The organism is Flavobacterium sp. WV_118_3 (genome assembly GCF_039778605.1).
Taxonomy (GTDB): Bacteria; Bacteroidota; Bacteroidia; order Flavobacteriales; family Flavobacteriaceae; genus Flavobacterium.
The window spans coordinates 813,482-831,901 of the sequence record NZ_CP156060.1 but is presented as its reverse complement, the minus strand read 5'-3'; the positions used below and the strand labels follow the sequence as shown (position 1 = coordinate 831,901).

Here is an 18,420-nt window from a genome sequence, read left to right as displayed (position 1 = left end):
AGTTAATAAATCAATAAAGGGCAATATGGTCTTTTTTAAACTTACTAAATGAAAAACTCTATTGAGACAAAATTCAATATTATTGAGCTAAAATGCAATACGTAAAAATACTGATTTTGTATCCGGTAAAACACGGGTTTTCCCACAAACAGGGGGATTTCGCCGCTAATGAAGTTATAATTCGGTTAATTCCTCTATTGAAATCAACTGGTGGCGCAGTGCAAAAAGGATCACGCCAATGAAGTTTTTGGAGTTGGTTTTCTCCATAATGCGTTTGCGGTGTGTTTCGACGGTACGCACATTAATATGCAGCCTGTCGGCAATTTCAATACTGCTCAGCTCTTTACAAGCCATACGGATCACATCCATTTCACGGTCGGAGATCGTAATCGACGAAGCGGTAATTTTTGGTTTGTTGTTTTTCTCCCATAAAATCGCTTCGCGCAACACCATACCCAATTCCTGTCCGAAATAGAAATCCTTATCCCGAATACTTTTAATCGCATTTTCGAGCTGTTCCGGTTCGGAATTCTTGGTAAAGAAACCATGCGCCCCCAATTCCATCACCTTATGAATACTTTCTTTGGTGGTGAGTTGCGACACGATGAGTACTTTCATTTCCGGATAATGCTTTCGGATGTGTTCACAGGTTTCAAAACCATCCATACCCGGCATTTGAATATCCAATAGCAACAAATCCAGCGTATGATCCTGAATCTGATCCAATAGATCGAGCCCGTTCTGGGCTTCCAGAACGACATTGGTATTTTCAAAAGAATTGATCAAAAAGGACAAACTTTTTCTAAAAAGTTTATGATCGTCCACAATACCTACTCTAAGCACTTTTCTTTCTTTAATGTAATGGTGAAACTATTTCCGGTTTCGGTTTCGTTTTGGACAAAATCGGCTCCGACAATCTTTAACCGGGAGTTAATATTTTTAACGCCCGTTCCTTTTGATGTAGCCAAAAGTTGTGTAAAGTTAAACGGAATTCCGTTATCCTGTAGCGTAATTGTAAAAAAAGTGTCAGAAAGTACCATTGTTACGATCGATTCCGTCACTTTTCCGTATTTGATCATGTTGGTTGTAAACTCCTGAACAATACGAAACAACTCATAGGCAACCGGAGCGGCGATTTTAAATTCCTCCTGCTCACTAACCACTTTAAAATCGATTTCCGTTTTCTTTTTCAATCCCTCCAGATAATCCGTAAGCGCGGTAACCAAACCGTATGTCTCCAATAGTGGCGGCATAATATTATAGGAAACTTTACGGGTATTTTCCAATGCCATTTCGACTCCGGATCGAATTTCGTCAAAAATCTCCTGATTTCCGACAATACTTCCGTTTCGTTGTAAGATAGTTAAGTAATTTCGAATCGCATTCAAGTCGCCGGACACACTATCGTGTAAATCGGCGGCAATACGTTTCCGTTCGTTTTTTTCGGTTTCCAGAGCCGTTTTTAGTAACAACTCTGTTTCCTTCCGTTTCATTTTGTAGAAATGATTCTGATAGTACAATACCAGCGATAATAAACCAAAAGCCAGGAAAAGCATTCCAAGCGTTCCCAACCAAAAAGCAATTTTTATTTCTTCTGAATTCTCCATATCCCTACCATTAAAAATATATTTTTGATGATCATCAAGATTAGATTAAAAACCCAATAATCCTCGAACACGAGGTTTGGAGTTTGATCAATAATATCACCCATCAAAAATAGAAATAAGGTACCGGAAAAGTAGAAAATAAAACCCGATATAAAGTAAAAAAGTGGAAAATTCCAAAGGTATTGTTCCGTCAGATTATGAAAGACGTCTTTAAACCACAGAATAACAAAAGTATAGACGAATATCGCTTCGATAAGCGACAGATACGAATCGCCTTTTAAATGACTCCAATCGTTCCAAACAAAGAGCAAGCCGATAAATACGAGCAGGAAAACAGTACCAAAAAAATAGAAAAGTGGTCGGTATCGCTTTTCAAAAACTTTCCAAAAGAAATAAAAAAGCACAAAAAACTCCGGTAATAGATAGGCTCGGAACCAGATATCAGAATTCAATTTAAAGATCAGCGTACAGATAAGCTCATAGGCACTGGCTAAAAAGGTAAGCCAAACGAAGGGGCCAATATAGGTCGCTTGTGGCGGTAATTGCCGTTGTCGTTTCCGGATAAGGAATAAAACAAGGGGAATAAAACCTATAAATATTGATGTTAGCGCTATAGCATATACTAGTCTCAAAATAAATCCGATTGAGGTTTTTGAAATTACGCAAATATATAAACTAAAACCTGTTGGGAAATCCAACAGGTTTAAAAATTAGATTTTAAAACAGAGTAGTGAACTATCCCTGGAACAGCGGACTAGTAATATCGCACATATCCGGGCAACGTACCCCTCTGTCGAATATTTTACCTCCAGTCATATCTTTTCCTTCGGCATCTACACCTACCACTACGATATTGGGGCAGTCTTCTTCTTCGTTATAACCGTTATAGATCCGAATTCCTACACATCCCTCCTGATTTAGAACATCCTGTACATGCTCAACTCCAAAAGCAAATGCTTTCACTCCTTTTGGAAACCTTGCGTTGTGTGCTTTCACATAGGTCATCGCTTGCTCTAAACTAATCTCTTCTCCTAAACTTTTACTAAATTCCATTTTGATTATATTAAAATTCTCCGCGAAATTAGGGATCGCTACTTTTTATGAAAATACCTGTAAATACGTAAATTTGTACGTATAAATACGTAACAACATCGCTATTTCATCCCTGCTTTCCCGGATAGAAGATCAGCAATCAAAATAAAGCGCACAATTTTACGGATTAAACAATAGTCATAATAGCGTGTTTATACCTGTTTTTTGGGTACTTTTTTAGGTACTTCCGGAGCACATCATTACAATATTTATTAGTAATTTTACAGAACCAAATGCAATGAAGATGAATATGAACCAATACCCCGAAAGTCCCTTTAAAATCAAAGTATCCTTTCATAAAGTATTAGAGACCCTGGAACACATTGCCCATTCGGATGATGCCGACTATCGTTCCAACTATGCCAAAGCCTTATTGAAAGAAGCCGGGACAGTTCCGGAATTACGGGACGGGATTACTTCGTATGATCAAATTCAACAACAGGAAAAGCTCATTCACAATTTACTGGCGGATCTTTTTCCTACTGCCTTAACCCATAACGAAATCAAAGCCGTTACGGTGCCTTTTCAGAACATTACGTTTAATTATACCGAACGCTTTAAAAAGATCCTCAAAGAAGCCGGAAAAGACTTCGATATGACCATCCGGGATTTTGATCAGCATCAGTTTTATATTCTGAACTGTTGTTTGATTCTAAACTCCTTTTACAATCGGGATTTTGATTTCAGCCGACCACTTTTTTATGATATTCCGGACAAAGACGGGATTATCCGCCATTACCGGATTATGTATAACGCCGATTTTATGGAAATTATTCCAACTGAAAAATCGGTAAAACTCACCGAAGAAGATATCGATTTGTTGATTGACAATTTCGATAACATCGTCTTATGGAAAGAAAAATTCCCGCAGGAAAGTTGGATTCTAAAAGGATTCGGAATTGTTATTCTCTTTGATGCGACGATAGAAAATTCGGTTTCCAACCTAAAAAGTAATTTACTAAAACCGGACAAACAGAAACTAAACGACGACAATAGTACAGAGACGATCTTCCGTTCCATCTATAAAATACCGGATTTACGGATTGGTTTTACCCCCTATAACAGCGAAGAACAAAAATTTGAGTTGGTTCCCAATCGGAAATTCACAAGTTTTATCCTGACACACGAATGTAAAAATGCGTTGTGTAGTAGTTCGTTTGAAACCCTTATCCGCGAAAAGAAATATTTTGCAATATCCGATACCATGCGTTTTGTGGAATGTTCGGAAGACAAATCTTTAGGCAAACATCTGTTGGCGCAAAACATCAGAAGCTGTATTTTGGCTCCGGTTGTAAAAGACGACAAAATACTTGGGATTATCGAACTCGCTTCATCCTATCCGCAAAAACTAAACAGTTTAAATGCGAACAAACTGGAATTGATCATGCCATTTTTGGTCGATACGGTCGATCGGTACCATTCCGAATGGCAAAACCATATCGAAGCTGTTATTCAAAAAGAATATACCGCCATTCACCCAAGTGTTTACTGGAAATTTAAGATCGAAGCCGAAAACTATTTAACCGAAAGCAGTCAGGATAAAGAATATATTTTCAAAGAGATTGTCTTTAAAAATGTATATCCGCTTTACGGTCAGATTGACATCAAAGGATCGTCGGATGCCCGTAACAAAACGGTTCAGGACGATCTAAAAAACCAACTGGAAATGATCATTTCCATTCTGGAACAGATGAAATCCGGAGTAAACCTGATGTTACTGGAACAACGTAAATTCGAAATTGAATCCTTATTAAAAGAATTGGCGGCATCCTTAAAAGCCGATACCGAGCAACAGATTCAGATTTATATTCAGAATGAGATCCATCCGATCCTGAAAAATGCCAAAAGTGACCATTTGGAAGAAGACTTGATTGATGCTTATTTTGAAAAACTGGATGAAAAAACCGGAACTTTTTATGAATCCCGTAGAAAATTTGATCTTGCCTTATCACTCACCAATAAAAAAATGGCGTCTATACTCGATGCCAAACAGGTAGAAGCACAAGCCATTTTCCCGCATTATTACGAGCGTTTCAAAACCGATGGTGTGGAACACAACCTTTATATCGGAGGTTCCATCGCGCCACAACGGAACTTTGATCTGATGTTTTTACAAAACCTCCGGTTATGGCAGTTACAGGCCTTATGCGAAATGGAAATCGAACATGAAAAACTCAAACGATCATTGCCTTTCCAACTGGAAGTAACCTCGTTGGTACTCGTTTTCAGTTCGCCTATTGCGATCCGTTTCCGTATGGATGAAAAACGTTTTGACATCGACGGCACGTATAATGCGCGATATGAAGTGGTTAAAAAGCGAATTGACAAGGCCCATATCCGCGGAACAGACGAACGCATTACCGAACAGGGCAAAATTACGATCGTTTATTCACATCTTGCTGAAGAAACCGAATATAAAAAGTACATTCAGTTTCTACAATTCAAAGGCATTCTGGAGCCCAATATCGAAAGTTTCGATGTCGAAAGCCTGCAAGGTGTTTCGGGCTTAAAGGCGCTTCGTGTAAAAGTGAATTACAAATCACAGAAAGGACCAACCCGAACCTATAGCTATCAGGAATTACTGGACGAACTGAAATAAGATCAAACGCCGAGCGAACGGAAAGCGATTACAAACACAATAACCGAAAAGATAATTCCGATCATAAAGATCGTATACGTAATGCGCAATAATTTGTATTTGCGATCCAATACCAGTCCGAGGTAATATAAATCCTTGATCATGGAGTTATACAAATAATCCCGGTCTTTCATCATGACGTTCATCGCCCATTGGTATTCGTCGATTGGCATTTTATAAAAATTCCCAAAAAAGAGCAGGTTCACTTTTTTATCTTCGATATCCTTACGGGTAAAGGTTCCGCTGGTTACTTTGGGGCGGGTTGATAATATGGCAAAAATGATCGACAATACGCTAAACATAATCATCGTAAACGTCGGTATGATCAAATGCGAATTACTCGGACTGTCCAATTTAGGCACCAAAGTTGATAGTGCGATGGAGATGATAATCGCATTAACCGATAAAAGAATATTTGCCTTACTGTCGGCAATATCGCTCAACCGGGTATGATTGCTTAGGGTAACGCGAAACATCGTATCAATACCGCGCTCGGGGCGTTCGAGTTTTTCCAGTTTCTTTTTTTTGATATTCGATTTCGAATCGGCTCTATCTTCCGTTAATTTCTGGATGATTCGCTGGCATTCGATCGTATTTTTTTCTTTTTTCGGTTGCCAGTTGGTTTTGGCAAAATCGGTATAATAACGATGGCATTGTACCATCATGGCACGGTTACCCATTGCCCATTCCAGATCAGTGTAATTCTTTTGTTGTGTCAGTTTCCATTCTTCACGCAAAAGTTCACTGAGTTCGCTATAATTATCGGCTGCAAAATGAAAATAATCGGCATCCTTGATAATCTTTTGCGCCAGGTTTACCGGCTCCTGATCAATTTTCGTAGCTCTTATGATCTCTTTTACATCTTCAATATACGCGGCAGATTTCCCTTGTTCCCGAAGGAATTTTTCTACGATATGCGTTCCACATTCTTCGTGTTCGGTACAACCTTTGGTATATCCGACATCGTGAAACCAGGCCGCTATCATAATTTTCTCAGCCGTTTCGGGATCAACTTTTTCATTTTCAACAAGTTGTTTGGCTGCAGACACCACCCGTACAGTATGATTAAAATTATGGTAAGTATATGAAATAGAAAGTTTATCTTTGAGTAAGGCGAAAACGTAATTTTCAGCTTGTTCTATAATATTCATAAGCCAATTTTTATCCCTCTAAATTATGAAATTGTTTTGGTTAAGTATTGATAAGAAACGTAATTATATACTATTTCAGTATGTATTGTTTATTTTATTATTCCAATCCTGTGCCACCCATACCATTCAGACGGGGAAAAACCTTACCGACACTATTGACAACCAAGCGATAAGCAAAGGTCCGGAGTATCAATTATATTTGGTGGGCGATGCCGGAAATTCGGATGAAAGCAACGGTCAGCAAACACTTAAATCGTTGGAAGCCCAATTAAAAAACGCAGGAAAAAACACCACATTACTGTTTTTGGGCGATAATATTTATCCGTACGGTTTTCCCGATTCGAAAAACGAAGCCGCACAACAACTGGCCCGACAAAAACTGGACAATCAGATACAAATGGGGAAATCATTTTCCGGCAAAACTATTTTTATTCCGGGGAACCACGACTGGTACAGTGGTGTAAAAGGACTGGAACGCCAGGAAAAATATGTGATGGATCAATTAAAAGACAAAAAAGCATTTTTACCCCGTAAAGGTTGTGCCATTGACGCTATCAAGCTGAGCGACCGTATCACGATGATCACGATCGACAGTGAATGGTATCTTGAAAACTGGGATCAACATCCTACAATAAACGACAATTGCAACATCAAAACCCGTGACGATTTTTTTGAGGAACTCGAAAGTCTTCTCAACAAAAATCAGGACAAAACCATTGTTCTGGCGATTCACCATCCGCTGATGAGCAACGGTTCCCACGGCGGACAGTTTTCGCTTCGAAAGGAACTGTTTCCGCTGGAGAAAGACATCCCGCTACCTTTTGTTGGTTCGCTGATCAATCTGATCCGAAAAACCTCCGGAATTAGTCCGCAGGATATTCAAAACAAACAATATACAGCCTTAACCAAACGAATCAAAACCCTGATTCAGGGCAAAGACAATATCGTAGTCGTTTCCGGCCACGACCATAATTTACAGTATATCGAACACAACAACATCAAACAGGTGATTAGTGGTTCCGGATCGAAAAGAGAAGCTGCAAGAAGTATTTTTCCAAACGACTTTTCTTATGGCGGCAACGGTTATGCCCGACTGGATTTTGACGCAGACGGTTCGGTAGCATTGCTTTTTTTCGATAAAAACAACACGACTCTATACCAGCAAACCATCATTAAACCGGAAACCGAAACGCACCCTGTTTCCTATCCCGATACTTTTCCGGCCATTACCAAAGCTTCTATTTATTCCAAAAAAATGACCTCCAAAAGTGGTTTTTACCGTTTCTTATGGGGCGAACACTACCGCAAGTATTATAGCATGCCGATACTGGTGCAAACGGCGACACTCGACACGCTTATGGGCGGCTTAAAACCCGTACGCGCCGGTGGTGGCCATCAGTCGAAATCCCTGCGCTTAAAAGACAAAAACGGAAAAGAATTTGTAATGCGTGCTTTAAAAAAGAGTGCTTCGCGGTTCTTACAATCCGTAGCTTTTAAAGATCAGTTTATCGAGAACGAATTTGAAGACACGTTCGCAGAAAATTTCCTATTGGATTTTTATACCTCATCCCATCCCTATATTCCCTTTATGGTGGGGAATCTGGCCCAGCCTATAGGTGTAAGCGCTACCAATCCGAAACTGTATTACATTCCCAAACAGGCGGCATTAGGAGCTTTTAACGACCGTTTTGGAGACGAATTGTATATGGTTGAAGAGCGCCCAAGCGACAGTCATGCGGAACACGAAAGTTTTGGAGAGGCTGATGCTATAGTGGGTACGGACGATGTATTAAAAAATCTAAAAAAGGACGAGAAATACAAAATCAACGAAACCGAATATATCAAAGCGCGATTGTTTGACATGCTAATAGGCGATTGGGATCGTCATAGTGATCAATGGCGATGGGCCGAAAACAAAGAAGGCCACAATATTGTATACCGACCGATTCCAAGAGATCGTGATCAGGCTTTTAGCAAATATGACGGTGCCCTGCTTTCGCCATTGATGCGCGTTCCTGCCTTACGTCATATGCAGGGTTTTGGCGAAAACATCCGCAGTGTCAAATGGTTTAATATGGAACCCTACCCTATGGACCTTGCTTTTGCCGCCAATGCTACCGAAAACGACTGGATCGCACAAGCCCGATATATCCACGACAACTTAACCGATACGCTAATTGACAATGCTTTTTTTAACCTACCGGAAGAAGTAAACGATGCGACCATCGAAGACATCAAAAAGAAATTAAAAGTCCGTAAAACACATTTGGAACAATATGCTTCCGAATATTACAAAGTGTTGCACAAAACCGTACTGATTGTCGGTACGGATAAAAAAGACAAATTTATAATCGACCGAACCCAAAACGGCTCCGTAACGGTTTCCAACATCCGCTTAAAAAATAGCGGTGAAGAAATGGTTAGTTCCAAAACCTATCCCGATAGCGAAACGAAAGAAATCTGGATTTACGGGCTAAATGATGATGATCAATTCGAAGTAAAAGGCGACGGGAAATCCAAAATCAAAATCCGACTGCTCGGTGGTCAGCATCACGATACCTATACCGTTGAGAATGGCAAAAAAGTAATTGTATACGATTTTAAATCCAAAGAGAACACCTATACGCTGGATCGTAAAACCCGTAAATTCCTAACCGACGATTACGAAATCAATTCTTACGACTACAAAAAACCGAAGTACAACGCATTTAACAGTCTGCCGACAATTGGTTATAATCCGGACGACGGTTTTAAACTCGGCATGGTCGGTTCGTATACCGTTAATGGTTTTAACCGTGCCCCGTACTCGAGTCTGCACGGCTTTAAAGCCAACTATTATTTTGCGACCCATGGTTTTGAATTAACCTATAATGCGATTGTAACGAAAGTAATTGGTGACTGGCAATTTGAATTTGAAGCCCGTTTTACAAGTCCGAATTTTGCGGTCAATTATTTCGGATATGGAAACGAAACCGCCAATAACGACGAAACACTCGGAATGGATTACAACCGCGTTCGCATCCAATCGTATAAAGCGGCGCCATCGTTGCGAAAAATTGGCCGAAACGGTAGCGATATTCAAATCGAAGCCACTTTTGAAAATATTGAAGTCGAAGACACTCAGAATCGTTATATCAACATTCCGGGCATTATCAACCCTAAAGTATTCGAAAACCTGCAATTTGCGGGATTAAACTTGAAATACAGCTTTCAAAATTACGATAATCCGTCACTTCCCACTATGGGTATGGGCTTTTCAATTCTGGGAAGCTGGAAAATGAATCTATCCGATACCAAACGTAATTTTCCATATATCGAAAGCAAACTGAACTTTAATCATAAAATCGATCCGGAAGGAAAACTGGTATTGGCGACAATCTTCAAAGGGAAGTTTTTACTGAACGACAATTTCGAATTTTACCAGGGCGCCACCATTGGCGGCGACCATGATATCCGTGGTTTCCGTAACGAGCGTTTTTTAGGAAAACAGGCGTTTTATCAAAGTTCCGATTTACGACTAACACTTGGTAAAATCCGTAAAAGCATTATCCCGATGACTTTCGGTATGATTGGCGGATTTGATTACGGTCGCGTATGGTTGGACGGTCAGGATTCACACAAATGGCACAACTCCTATGGTGGCGGTTTATGGCTAAACGGCTTAAATGTGATCACCGCACGGGTGACCTATTTCAGAAGTAACGAAGACGGTCGGATTGCATTTGGATTAGGATTTGGTTTTTAAGGTTTTTATAGCAACCTCATATACCTTACCCCCATTTTTTTTGACTTTTTCATCCGCAATGAGCAACGTACTATTATCCGTAAAGGTAATGGCTTCTTTTTGCGACATATGATTCAGTTCCAGTCGGGTTACTTTTCCGTTAAAGAAATCGTCGTTTTTAAAATCTTCGAACAACCACACTTTGGTATGACTTAACAGCACCATATGTTTACCATCCGGACTAATTGCCGCACTGGTAACCGCACAATGGTTATAGATATCACAGGTTTTAAACGATCCGAGTAATTCGGCTTTATGGTTTCCGGCTTTATTGGGCACGCGATATAACAAGGTCGTTCCGTCGAATCCTTTACTACGGTTTTTAGTAAACAGGTAGAAATTGTCTTTCCAGATAAAAAAACCTTCTACATCATACCATAATTCTGTTTTTTTCGGCGGAAAGGCTTTTTGTTCCGGGTAGGAAAAATGAATACTCGCACTGGAATTGACTTCCGATTGCGCTAAATCGGCCGCATTGACTTTATAAATTACCAGATCCTTACGCGTATTATCGTTATTTCCGAAATCGCCTATATACATATTTTTATGCTCATCCATCGTGAGATCTTCCCAATCGGTATTGGTCGCATTCCCAACCGTTACCGTATGTTGGATGGCCCCTTCCCGATCCAATTGGTACACTTTATTTTCATTACCACTATCCTCGATCACCCACAAGCTTTTACCGTTATCGGAAGTTGTAATTCCCGATACTTCTTTTAATTTTTTAGGAAGTGGAAACAAAACCGGTAATTCTTTTTTGGTTGTACAACAAAAAAGAAGGGTAAGACTAAGCAGGAAAAAAGTCGTTTTGATCGTTTTCATAACAGCGTGAATTCTTATTTCTTTCAAAGATAGTATAAATACAACTTCGATGTTGGTAATCGAAAAAACAGTATTTTTATTTTATACTTGCTGTAAAAAAAAATAAAAACCAACAACATTCGTCGTCGGTTTTCCTATACAAACTAAAAGGTGTCACCCCTTGTTTTTTTTACACCATCGGTCTATCATTCCCTCCGAGAGAATCGGAATAAAAAACAGTTACAGCAAACCATTAAAACAATAGAAAACCTCGTTGCTACACACGAACATTGTCGTTATATCAATCTGTTGGATGATCCCCGATTTACAGCGAACGATTTCTATGATGCTGATCATTTAAATGCAAGCGGAGCCAAAAAACTATCCTTTTATATTAATGATTACAGTATGAAAGCTTTAAAAAACTGATTTTAAGTGTTCCTCAAAGGAAGCTATCAGGCGTTTTTCAAGCAGATTACTATAAAGCGCCATAATAAGATGTTTTAAATACAATTGGCAATAACATAAACTATTTTTGACTATCTATTACAAAAACAAATTCTCAATTTTAAAACCTAATTGATTGTTTACAGAATCGCTTTCCAAATCCGGATCAATATCAATTTCTTTTAAAACCAACTTTGTATTTCTTTTATCGGTATAGGAATCAATGGCTTTTGGCATTTCTAATCCTGTCAATTCTTCAATAAGCGCGATATTGACCTGATACGTATCCGCGTCTTTGAATTGCATAAATAATGTATCGTCCGATTCCAGCTCTTCAATAATTTGATCCTTTACGAATAACTTATTCTGGCTCATCATAAAACCAACGCGATAAAGCTGTTCATTTTCTTTTTGAAAGACAACCACTTTCCAGAATAGTAACGGAATTTTTATTAGTTCCTTATTTATTGGTGTTATAAAATAGGGGTTTAAATCGGATAAAACCGGACCTGTATAAACACAAATACGTAATTCATTTTGCTTTGCCTCGGTATGTAATATATAATCTTCAAGGTTTTTCCATATCTTCTGATTTAAGTCTTTATGTTGCGGAACCGAATTGGTATAATAAAATGTTGCTTTAGCAGCACTTAACGCTATTCCGGTTGTAGCGCCCCATTGCACATCTTCTCTTTTAGTCATATGCCCTCTATCGAAATCACTTTTAGGGGCTCCATATAATTCTTTTCCCAATTGAAATGCTTCCGGAATACGAGGATCTTTACGCCAACTACCTTGTCTTGGTATCTTCTTAAACGCTTTACCGTCGATGTTTGCTGCGGTATAAAAAGGGAACTTGTGAGATGCCGATTGCTGCAAACTATAATTGATATATTGTATCACTTTATTCCCTTCATTATCCAATACCAGATCATCGGCTTGTTTCTCATTAAGTCCAGGCAACGGCACTATTTGATTCGAGATAAACTTTTCATCATAGCCCTGAAATAATTTTTCACTAATCATAACTTCGACTTTTACATTTTACAGTTTTCTTTTACAAATTGGATAATTTTATTAATAAAAATACCTTCATTACGCGATTTGATTCCTTCCGGGAGTTTCGGTTCTCCGGGTTTACTCCCACCACCACTGTGATGCAGTGCGACAACTTCCCAATCGGAATTAAATACAGGAGAACCGGAAGAACCTTTGAGTGTATCTGTCAGATATTGAACAACCCTGTCATCCGTATGAGTCACTATATTATGATAAAGCGAAATTTGTTTCATTTCACCTTTTGGATGTTGGATTATATTGACAAAATCATTTGCCGTAATTTCAACCTCTTTTAATTCGATCCAACCGTATTCTGCTAATCTATCAGCTTCATCAATTAATTGGAATATCGTAGTATCATACTCTCTTATTCCGGAAGAATACCAAGGACCATCAGGATCGATTTTAAAACTTCTTGATGGGACAGAATGATCGTCAACATCAAGTTCGTAATCGAAAATGATACGTGTTCGTTCAATATCTTTTTTGTCATTGATTACATGATAATTTGTTATAAAAAATAAAGCATCCACTTCCTTTATTTTAAATAAAAACCCGGTACCCACACTATATCTGTTATTGCCAATTTTTAGTTCTACTTTTCCTACCGATTTACTTTTTAGCACTCCTTTTGCCAAAAAATTAACCGGTAACAACGTACTTTGTTCCATTGTGAGTAATTCTAATGTTTCATCTGAAACATCCTGCCAGTCAGCAGTATCATCAATATCGGGGCTTGCAGAAAAATCAATTTCCTGTGACGTTAAAGCCGATTTTAAATACAGATTATCCGGATAAGCATCCAATACCGATTTTAGCAATGTATCTATCTTACTGCTTTTGTCAGCTTCGTTTAGAATAGTGTTCCAAATGTCTGTAACATTACTACCGAGCCCCATAGACTGTGGTTTTAAACCGGATGCTTTGGCATATTTTATAATCCCATCTTTGTCAGGAACCAGATCACTTAAAACATCATTTAATTGCAGGAGTTTTTTTGTCCAGGTCATAATACATTAAAAAAATTCCGGTACACGCTACAATCGCATAATAGGAAAGGAGTGCCCGTTACAATTTATTAATTATATCATTCCTGATTTATACAGATGCTTCTTTTGTAAACCATTATGACTTTTTTTTCATTTTTGAAATGAATTCACAGGCTTACTTGATAAGTTCCGTAAAACTTGCGTATCATCCGTGTCTATCCAGAAACGATACGAAAAGAAACATCTTTGTTTTATATTGGTTGTAGGTTACAATATATATAGCGTAAAAACCGCTATTAGGTATTCGCTTTTATTATTTTTTTGGATTAAAATCGATGATCCATTCAATTCCATATTTATCTCGAAACATTCCAAAATAGGAACCCCACGGGCTATCCGAAATGGGCATTTCAATTGCTCCGCCTGCAGAAAGGCTATGGAATAATTGGTCGGCTTCTTCTTTACTGGCTGCGCTTATTGAAATTTTACTTCGGTTTTCATTTTCATTAACCCTTCCCAAAAACTCCGGCACATCATTACCAATTAACACATTACTTTTACCAATGGGCAATGCAATATGCATAATCTTATTTTCTTCGTTTTTGCTTATTTGGAATTCCGGGTTTTTAAAATCTTTGAACCGGACAATTTTTGAAAATTCTCCACCAAAAGCAGCTTTATAAAATTCAAAAGCTTCTTCTGCATTACCATTAAAGTTGATATGAGGGTTGATCAGTGCCATAGTGTAATTATTTTGGATAAATGACGTTTTTACAATGCCAATCGGGTCTTATCTTAATCGCTTAATTCTGTTAAAGATAACGATTTTTAGCGAGGATCAAATATGAAGAGGATCAAATATGAAGAGGATCAAATATGAAGAGGATCAAATAATGTGTTATTGGATTAGACGGTTATAAAACGACTGATTAATGATATCTTCCACATCTTTTTGGGTCGTTACGTTTTTTCCGGCATCAGTAAATTCATAAAGATGGTGTTCTTTTGAAATCTCTCTGATCAATCCGTTATCAATTAAAAATAAAAAACATTGAGCAACTTCAAGCTCTTTACAACTACTTTTTTTGACTTCATAAATACAGCGCGCTACATTTTTCATGACCTTTTTACCATAATCCGATTGATACCACAATTCCCGGATTAATAGAAACATTATTTCCGCACTGCGTTTTTCATTTTCTGAGTTTTCCATTTTGTTTTATTCATTAATCCGTAAAAGCATCTCTGTAATTCTTTTAGTTTCAACAGGTGAAAATATCGGTTTAAAATAATTCACATAACTAAGAAGCTCGTTGACAGTTAAAACTTTCACATATTGAAATTCTTCTTGTGGTTTTGTATTAGTCAAAACAATTAGATTTTTAATTGGTATTTTTTTATTCCCCCAATGATGACTGTCCAAGCTTAAATGATAATCACTCTTCGTATTATTTAGTAGATAAAATAACACAAAATTTGTCCTTTTAATTTGTTCTACAGGTGAGCGTAAACTTAGATTTGCTAATGATTTTTCACTCCAATTCTTTGTCTCGATAATAAATATCCCCGATGGACCAACAAGTATATGATCAATTTGAACAGACTGTATGTAATCGTTTTCTTGTCTATTATAAATTGCAGGTGAAAATGAAACTGTAAAGTCATTAATTAAAAAATATTCATCAGATAGCGTTTCTAACGTCTTAACTACTTTTTGTTCTCCTAACGCACCGTAAATAAAATTATTGAGACTATCTATTGTCGTTTTTTTTCGTTCTAGTTCTGATAAAGCATATCGAGCGCTTTGTTTTACTGCTTCATTAAAATGGGAAGCTATAAATTGATAGCGATTCATTTTGACTTGGTAATTGTAGGTAAGTGCGCTAATTGATTTTTCTAGTTCACTATCAAAATTATTTTCTTTAAATTTTATTTTCCTTTTATAATCTCTCTGTTTTAAACGACAGATTATTTTATGGAGAAAGTTTTTAGACGTATTGATTGTTGCAATATTCAGTTGTTGTTTTAGCTTATCAATTTCGTTTGTTAATCTTAGTATTGATTCATGTCTCTGTACTTCAATTGTTCTGTCTAAATTCGGTAAGTCTATATTGAGGCTATTTTTTTCTTGCTCTATACGACTTCCATGATGTGAAATTAATTCTTGTTGGAGAATCGAATATGATTTTTGAAAATCAATGACTTCTTTTAATGACGTAAAATCATGAATATTGTTTCTCTTTAAATGCGATTTTAAAGTTGTCAGTGAACCAATGGTATTATAAGTTCTGCACATTTTTACCGATTGTTAATTGTTGCGTGTCATTACTTATTGCTTGTAAAGGGCTAGATTTAAGAAGTTGGAAGAGTTTAATAGGAGTATAAAATAAAAATTGTATTTAAATTTTGTATAAAGTCCATTTTCATAAAATTATTATTATGTATTGTTCTCAAATTTAACGTATAACCGCCAAAAGAATGAAAATAATAATCACTATCGCAATAATAAGATACCCCGTATTTAAAGTTTGAAGAAAACAACCTTCTTTTGATTTAACAATAACACTTGTTTCGTTCTTAGAACTCGAATTTGAGTCAACATTGTTAGCTCTACTATTGGTTATTGGATAAGCACACTTTAAGCATTTTTCAGCTTTATCTGAAACTTCTGTTCCGCACTCAGGACAATCTATTAATGCCATTATTTAAAATTAAAGTTAATATTTAGAAGATTATAGCATGTAAATATTATATAACATTGTTTTCACGAAACTACTCATCTTTTAATTTCGTAAACCCGAAAGAAACTAATTTATATACAACAAAACAATACGTGTTTTTACCTAATTTAGACCGCTCCAGCTAATTCGGTATCAAAAAATCACTTACTTTTAGACGTTTTTTATAGCTGCATATGTTAGAGATTATTTATCAGGACGATTATTTAGTTGCCATCAATAAACCACACGGTCTTTTAGTACATCAATCCCCTATTGCAAGAGATGCTTCAGAATTTGCCATTCAGTTGTTGCGGGATCAAATTGGTAAAAAAGTATATCCGGTTCACCGGATTGATCGCAAAACTTCGGGGATTTTGCTTTTCGCATTGGACAAAGAAGTAAATAAAAATCTTACGGAACAGTTAACGCTAAAAACCGTCGAAAAAAAGTATTGGACCATTGTAAGAGGTTATACTCCCGATGAACAACTTATCGATTATGCTTTATACAAAGACAATGGCACTTTACAGGAAGCGCAAACATTAATTAAGACTCTAGCCAAAGTAGAAATCGATATCCCTTCGGGTAAACACAGTACCTCCCGATATTCGTTTGTAGAGGCTTTTCCGCTAACAGGCAGAATGCATCAGATTCGCAAACATATGGCTCATATTCTACATCCAATTATTGGTGACCGTCCTCACGGATGCAACAAGCAAAATAAAATATGGCTTGAAAAATTTGAAATGAATACTATGTTACTCCATGCTCAGAAATTGGTTTTCACACATCCTGTATGCAATGAAAAAGTGGTGCTTACGGCCCGCCCACAAGACGAATTTATGCGAGCCGCTGGAATTATCGGCTTTCATATTGATGACAAAAAAGGTATTAGTATTGGAAATACATAGTTTATAAACGCTTCCTTTGCTTTTACTATGGAGAAAATTAGCTCATTAAATATTATAAAATATTTCATATAAGATAGGTAGCAAATATTTATGTAGCTATTTTTAGAGAAGATTAAAACTGTATCATCTTCTTTTTATCAAATTTAAACCACTTATTACTTAAGATTCTAACCTATTCCTTCTTACTCATTACACCGTTTATAAATTCATTATACTGAATAGATGTTAATTCCAATTGCTTAATAGTTATCTTAGTTCTGCTTTCTCCAAATTTTTCATCAGTTAAATCAGGCAACTTTATCATTCCATAATATTTATTACCTACAACTATTTTTGCGGTATCATGGCTGCCATTGTTACATATATCTTCCTTTGGAATTTTTCTAGAATAGCAACATTAACTTCTTTTTCGCTAAATGAAATCGTAGTAGATACACGTAAAATATAAAATCGTCCTAAATATCCTTCTAATCAAGGCCGATTATCAGCAAACCTAGCCTATAACCGGACCTCAATTTCCGGTCTTTATACAGTATTAACGCCAAAAAGATAGCCAACCAAAGCAGTTGCGCCCATGGCAACGGTTCCCCAAAAACAGATCCGCATCACTGCTTTTCGGATACCAGATCCTCCCGCTTTTGCTGCAACAGCACCTAAAAACATTAAAAAGACAATTGAAAAAAGATATTGATACGGAATCATATATACCATCGGAGCCAACCAGGAAACCAGTAACGGTAATACCGCTCCGGCCACAAACGAAAAAAATGAGGCCATAGCGGCGAGTAATGGTTTTGCCTGAGTAATTTCATTTAATCCCAGTTCGTCCCGGGCATGTGCTTCAAGTGCATTATGACGCGTTAATTGTTCGGCAACCTGTAAGGCTAAATCCGTATCAAGTCCCCTTCGCTGGTATACTTTCGCGAGTTCTCTCAATTCGATATCCGGCATCAGCTCTAATTCCTGTTTTTCCCTGGCCAGATCAGATGCTTCGGTATCTTCCTGAGAACTCACCGAAACATATTCACCTGCGGCCATAGACATGGCTCCGGCCACCAGCCCGGCTAATGCTGTGAGAACAATAACCGTACGATCGTTACTGGCGGCCGCTACGCCAATTACAATACTACTGGTCGATAAAATTCCATCGTTTGCTCCTAAAACGGCGGCACGCAACCATCCTACCCTATTGACATAATGTTTTTCCAATTCCATAAT

The 18,420-nt window shown here is 37.4% G+C and carries 17 protein-coding genes; 4 read left to right on the top strand and 13 right to left on the bottom strand.

The window, feature by feature from the left end:
• Positions 1 to 174 precede the first annotated feature (174 nt).
• The 4 genes from ABFU83_RS03855 to ABFU83_RS03840 form a co-directional block, all read right to left on the bottom strand.
• On the bottom strand, positions 175 to 843 hold the full coding sequence (locus tag ABFU83_RS03855; protein ID WP_347069097.1) for a response regulator transcription factor: 669 nt from the start codon (positions 841 to 843) through the stop codon (positions 175 to 177).
• Positions 831 to 1,607: a histidine kinase gene (locus ABFU83_RS03850; protein ID WP_347069095.1), complete on the bottom strand. Its 777-nt coding sequence runs from the start codon at positions 1,605 to 1,607 to the stop codon at positions 831 to 833. Before ABFU83_RS03850 ends, ABFU83_RS03855 begins: the two co-directional genes overlap by 13 nt.
• Positions 1,586 to 2,239: a hypothetical protein gene (locus ABFU83_RS03845; protein WP_347069093.1), complete on the bottom strand. Its 654-nt coding sequence runs from the start codon at positions 2,237 to 2,239 to the stop codon at positions 1,586 to 1,588. The genes ABFU83_RS03850 and ABFU83_RS03845 overlap by 22 nt, the downstream gene beginning before the upstream one ends.
• Before the next feature lie 103 nt (positions 2,240 to 2,342).
• Positions 2,343 to 2,660, bottom strand: a complete 318-nt coding sequence (locus ABFU83_RS03840) for a hypothetical protein (RefSeq protein ID WP_347069091.1) — start codon at positions 2,658 to 2,660, stop codon at positions 2,343 to 2,345.
• A 283-nt stretch (positions 2,661 to 2,943) separates the two neighbouring features.
• Here ABFU83_RS03840 and ABFU83_RS03835 point away from each other — a divergent pair, with 283 nt between their 5' ends.
• Entirely contained in the window at positions 2,944 to 5,298 is a 2,355-nt protein-coding gene (locus ABFU83_RS03835; RefSeq protein ID WP_347069089.1) for a GAF domain-containing protein, read from the top strand.
• 2 nt (positions 5,299 to 5,300) lie between these two features.
• Here ABFU83_RS03835 and ABFU83_RS03830 read toward each other — a convergent pair whose 3' ends face one another.
• Complete coding sequence (locus ABFU83_RS03830) at positions 5,301 to 6,488, bottom strand: Pycsar system effector family protein (RefSeq protein ID WP_347069087.1); 1,188 nt, start codon at positions 6,486 to 6,488, stop codon at positions 5,301 to 5,303.
• Positions 6,489 to 6,513: 25 nt separating this feature from the next.
• Between ABFU83_RS03830 and ABFU83_RS03825 the strand changes: the two genes are divergently transcribed.
• The gene (locus tag ABFU83_RS03825; RefSeq protein WP_347069085.1) at positions 6,514 to 10,233 is read left to right on the top strand and encodes a metallophosphoesterase; all 3,720 of its coding nucleotides are present in this window, start codon (positions 6,514 to 6,516) and stop codon (positions 10,231 to 10,233) included.
• Here the strand turns inward: ABFU83_RS03825 and ABFU83_RS03820 are convergent.
• Positions 10,216 to 11,097 carry a hypothetical protein gene (locus ABFU83_RS03820; protein ID WP_347069083.1) on the bottom strand — a complete coding sequence of 294 codons (882 nt, stop codon included), beginning with the start codon at positions 11,095 to 11,097 and terminating at the stop codon, positions 10,216 to 10,218. The two genes, ABFU83_RS03825 and ABFU83_RS03820, sit on opposite strands and share 18 nt — an antisense overlap.
• 150 nt (positions 11,098 to 11,247) lie before the next feature.
• On the opposite strand from ABFU83_RS03820, the gene ABFU83_RS03815 reads away from it, so the two are divergent.
• Positions 11,248 to 11,505 (top strand): hypothetical protein, encoded by a 258-nt coding sequence (locus tag ABFU83_RS03815; protein WP_347069081.1) that lies wholly within the window; start codon positions 11,248 to 11,250, stop codon positions 11,503 to 11,505.
• A 117-nt stretch (positions 11,506 to 11,622) separates the two neighbouring features.
• On the opposite strand, the gene ABFU83_RS03810 is transcribed toward ABFU83_RS03815, so the two are convergent.
• The 6 genes from ABFU83_RS03810 to ABFU83_RS03785 form a co-directional block, all read right to left on the bottom strand.
• Positions 11,623 to 12,549: a DNA/RNA non-specific endonuclease gene (locus tag ABFU83_RS03810; RefSeq protein ID WP_347069079.1), complete on the bottom strand. Its 927-nt coding sequence runs from the start codon at positions 12,547 to 12,549 to the stop codon at positions 11,623 to 11,625.
• 11 nt (positions 12,550 to 12,560) lie between these two features.
• Entirely contained in the window at positions 12,561 to 13,592 is a 1,032-nt protein-coding gene (locus ABFU83_RS03805) for a serine protease (protein WP_347069077.1), read from the bottom strand.
• Between the two features lie 292 nt (positions 13,593 to 13,884).
• Positions 13,885 to 14,313 (bottom strand): VOC family protein, encoded by a 429-nt coding sequence (locus tag ABFU83_RS03800; protein ID WP_347069075.1) that lies wholly within the window; start codon positions 14,311 to 14,313, stop codon positions 13,885 to 13,887.
• Between the two features lie 156 nt (positions 14,314 to 14,469).
• Positions 14,470 to 14,784 carry a hypothetical protein gene (locus ABFU83_RS03795; protein WP_347069073.1) on the bottom strand — a complete coding sequence of 105 codons (315 nt, stop codon included), beginning with the start codon at positions 14,782 to 14,784 and terminating at the stop codon, positions 14,470 to 14,472.
• A gap of 6 nt (positions 14,785 to 14,790) precedes the next feature.
• The gene (locus ABFU83_RS03790) at positions 14,791 to 15,867 is read right to left on the bottom strand and encodes a nuclease-related domain-containing protein (RefSeq protein ID WP_347069071.1); all 1,077 of its coding nucleotides are present in this window, start codon (positions 15,865 to 15,867) and stop codon (positions 14,791 to 14,793) included.
• A 160-nt stretch (positions 15,868 to 16,027) separates the two neighbouring features.
• Complete coding sequence (locus ABFU83_RS03785) at positions 16,028 to 16,273, bottom strand: zinc-ribbon domain-containing protein (RefSeq protein ID WP_347069069.1); 246 nt, start codon at positions 16,271 to 16,273, stop codon at positions 16,028 to 16,030.
• Between the two features lie 212 nt (positions 16,274 to 16,485).
• On the opposite strand from ABFU83_RS03785, the gene ABFU83_RS03780 reads away from it, so the two are divergent.
• Complete coding sequence (locus tag ABFU83_RS03780; RefSeq protein ID WP_347069067.1) at positions 16,486 to 17,202, top strand: pseudouridine synthase; 717 nt, start codon at positions 16,486 to 16,488, stop codon at positions 17,200 to 17,202.
• A gap of 525 nt (positions 17,203 to 17,727) precedes the next feature.
• On the opposite strand, the gene ABFU83_RS03775 is transcribed toward ABFU83_RS03780, so the two are convergent.
• Positions 17,728 to 18,417 (bottom strand): VIT family protein, encoded by a 690-nt coding sequence (locus tag ABFU83_RS03775; protein WP_211089516.1) that lies wholly within the window; start codon positions 18,415 to 18,417, stop codon positions 17,728 to 17,730.
• Positions 18,418 to 18,420: the final 3 nt, after the last annotated feature.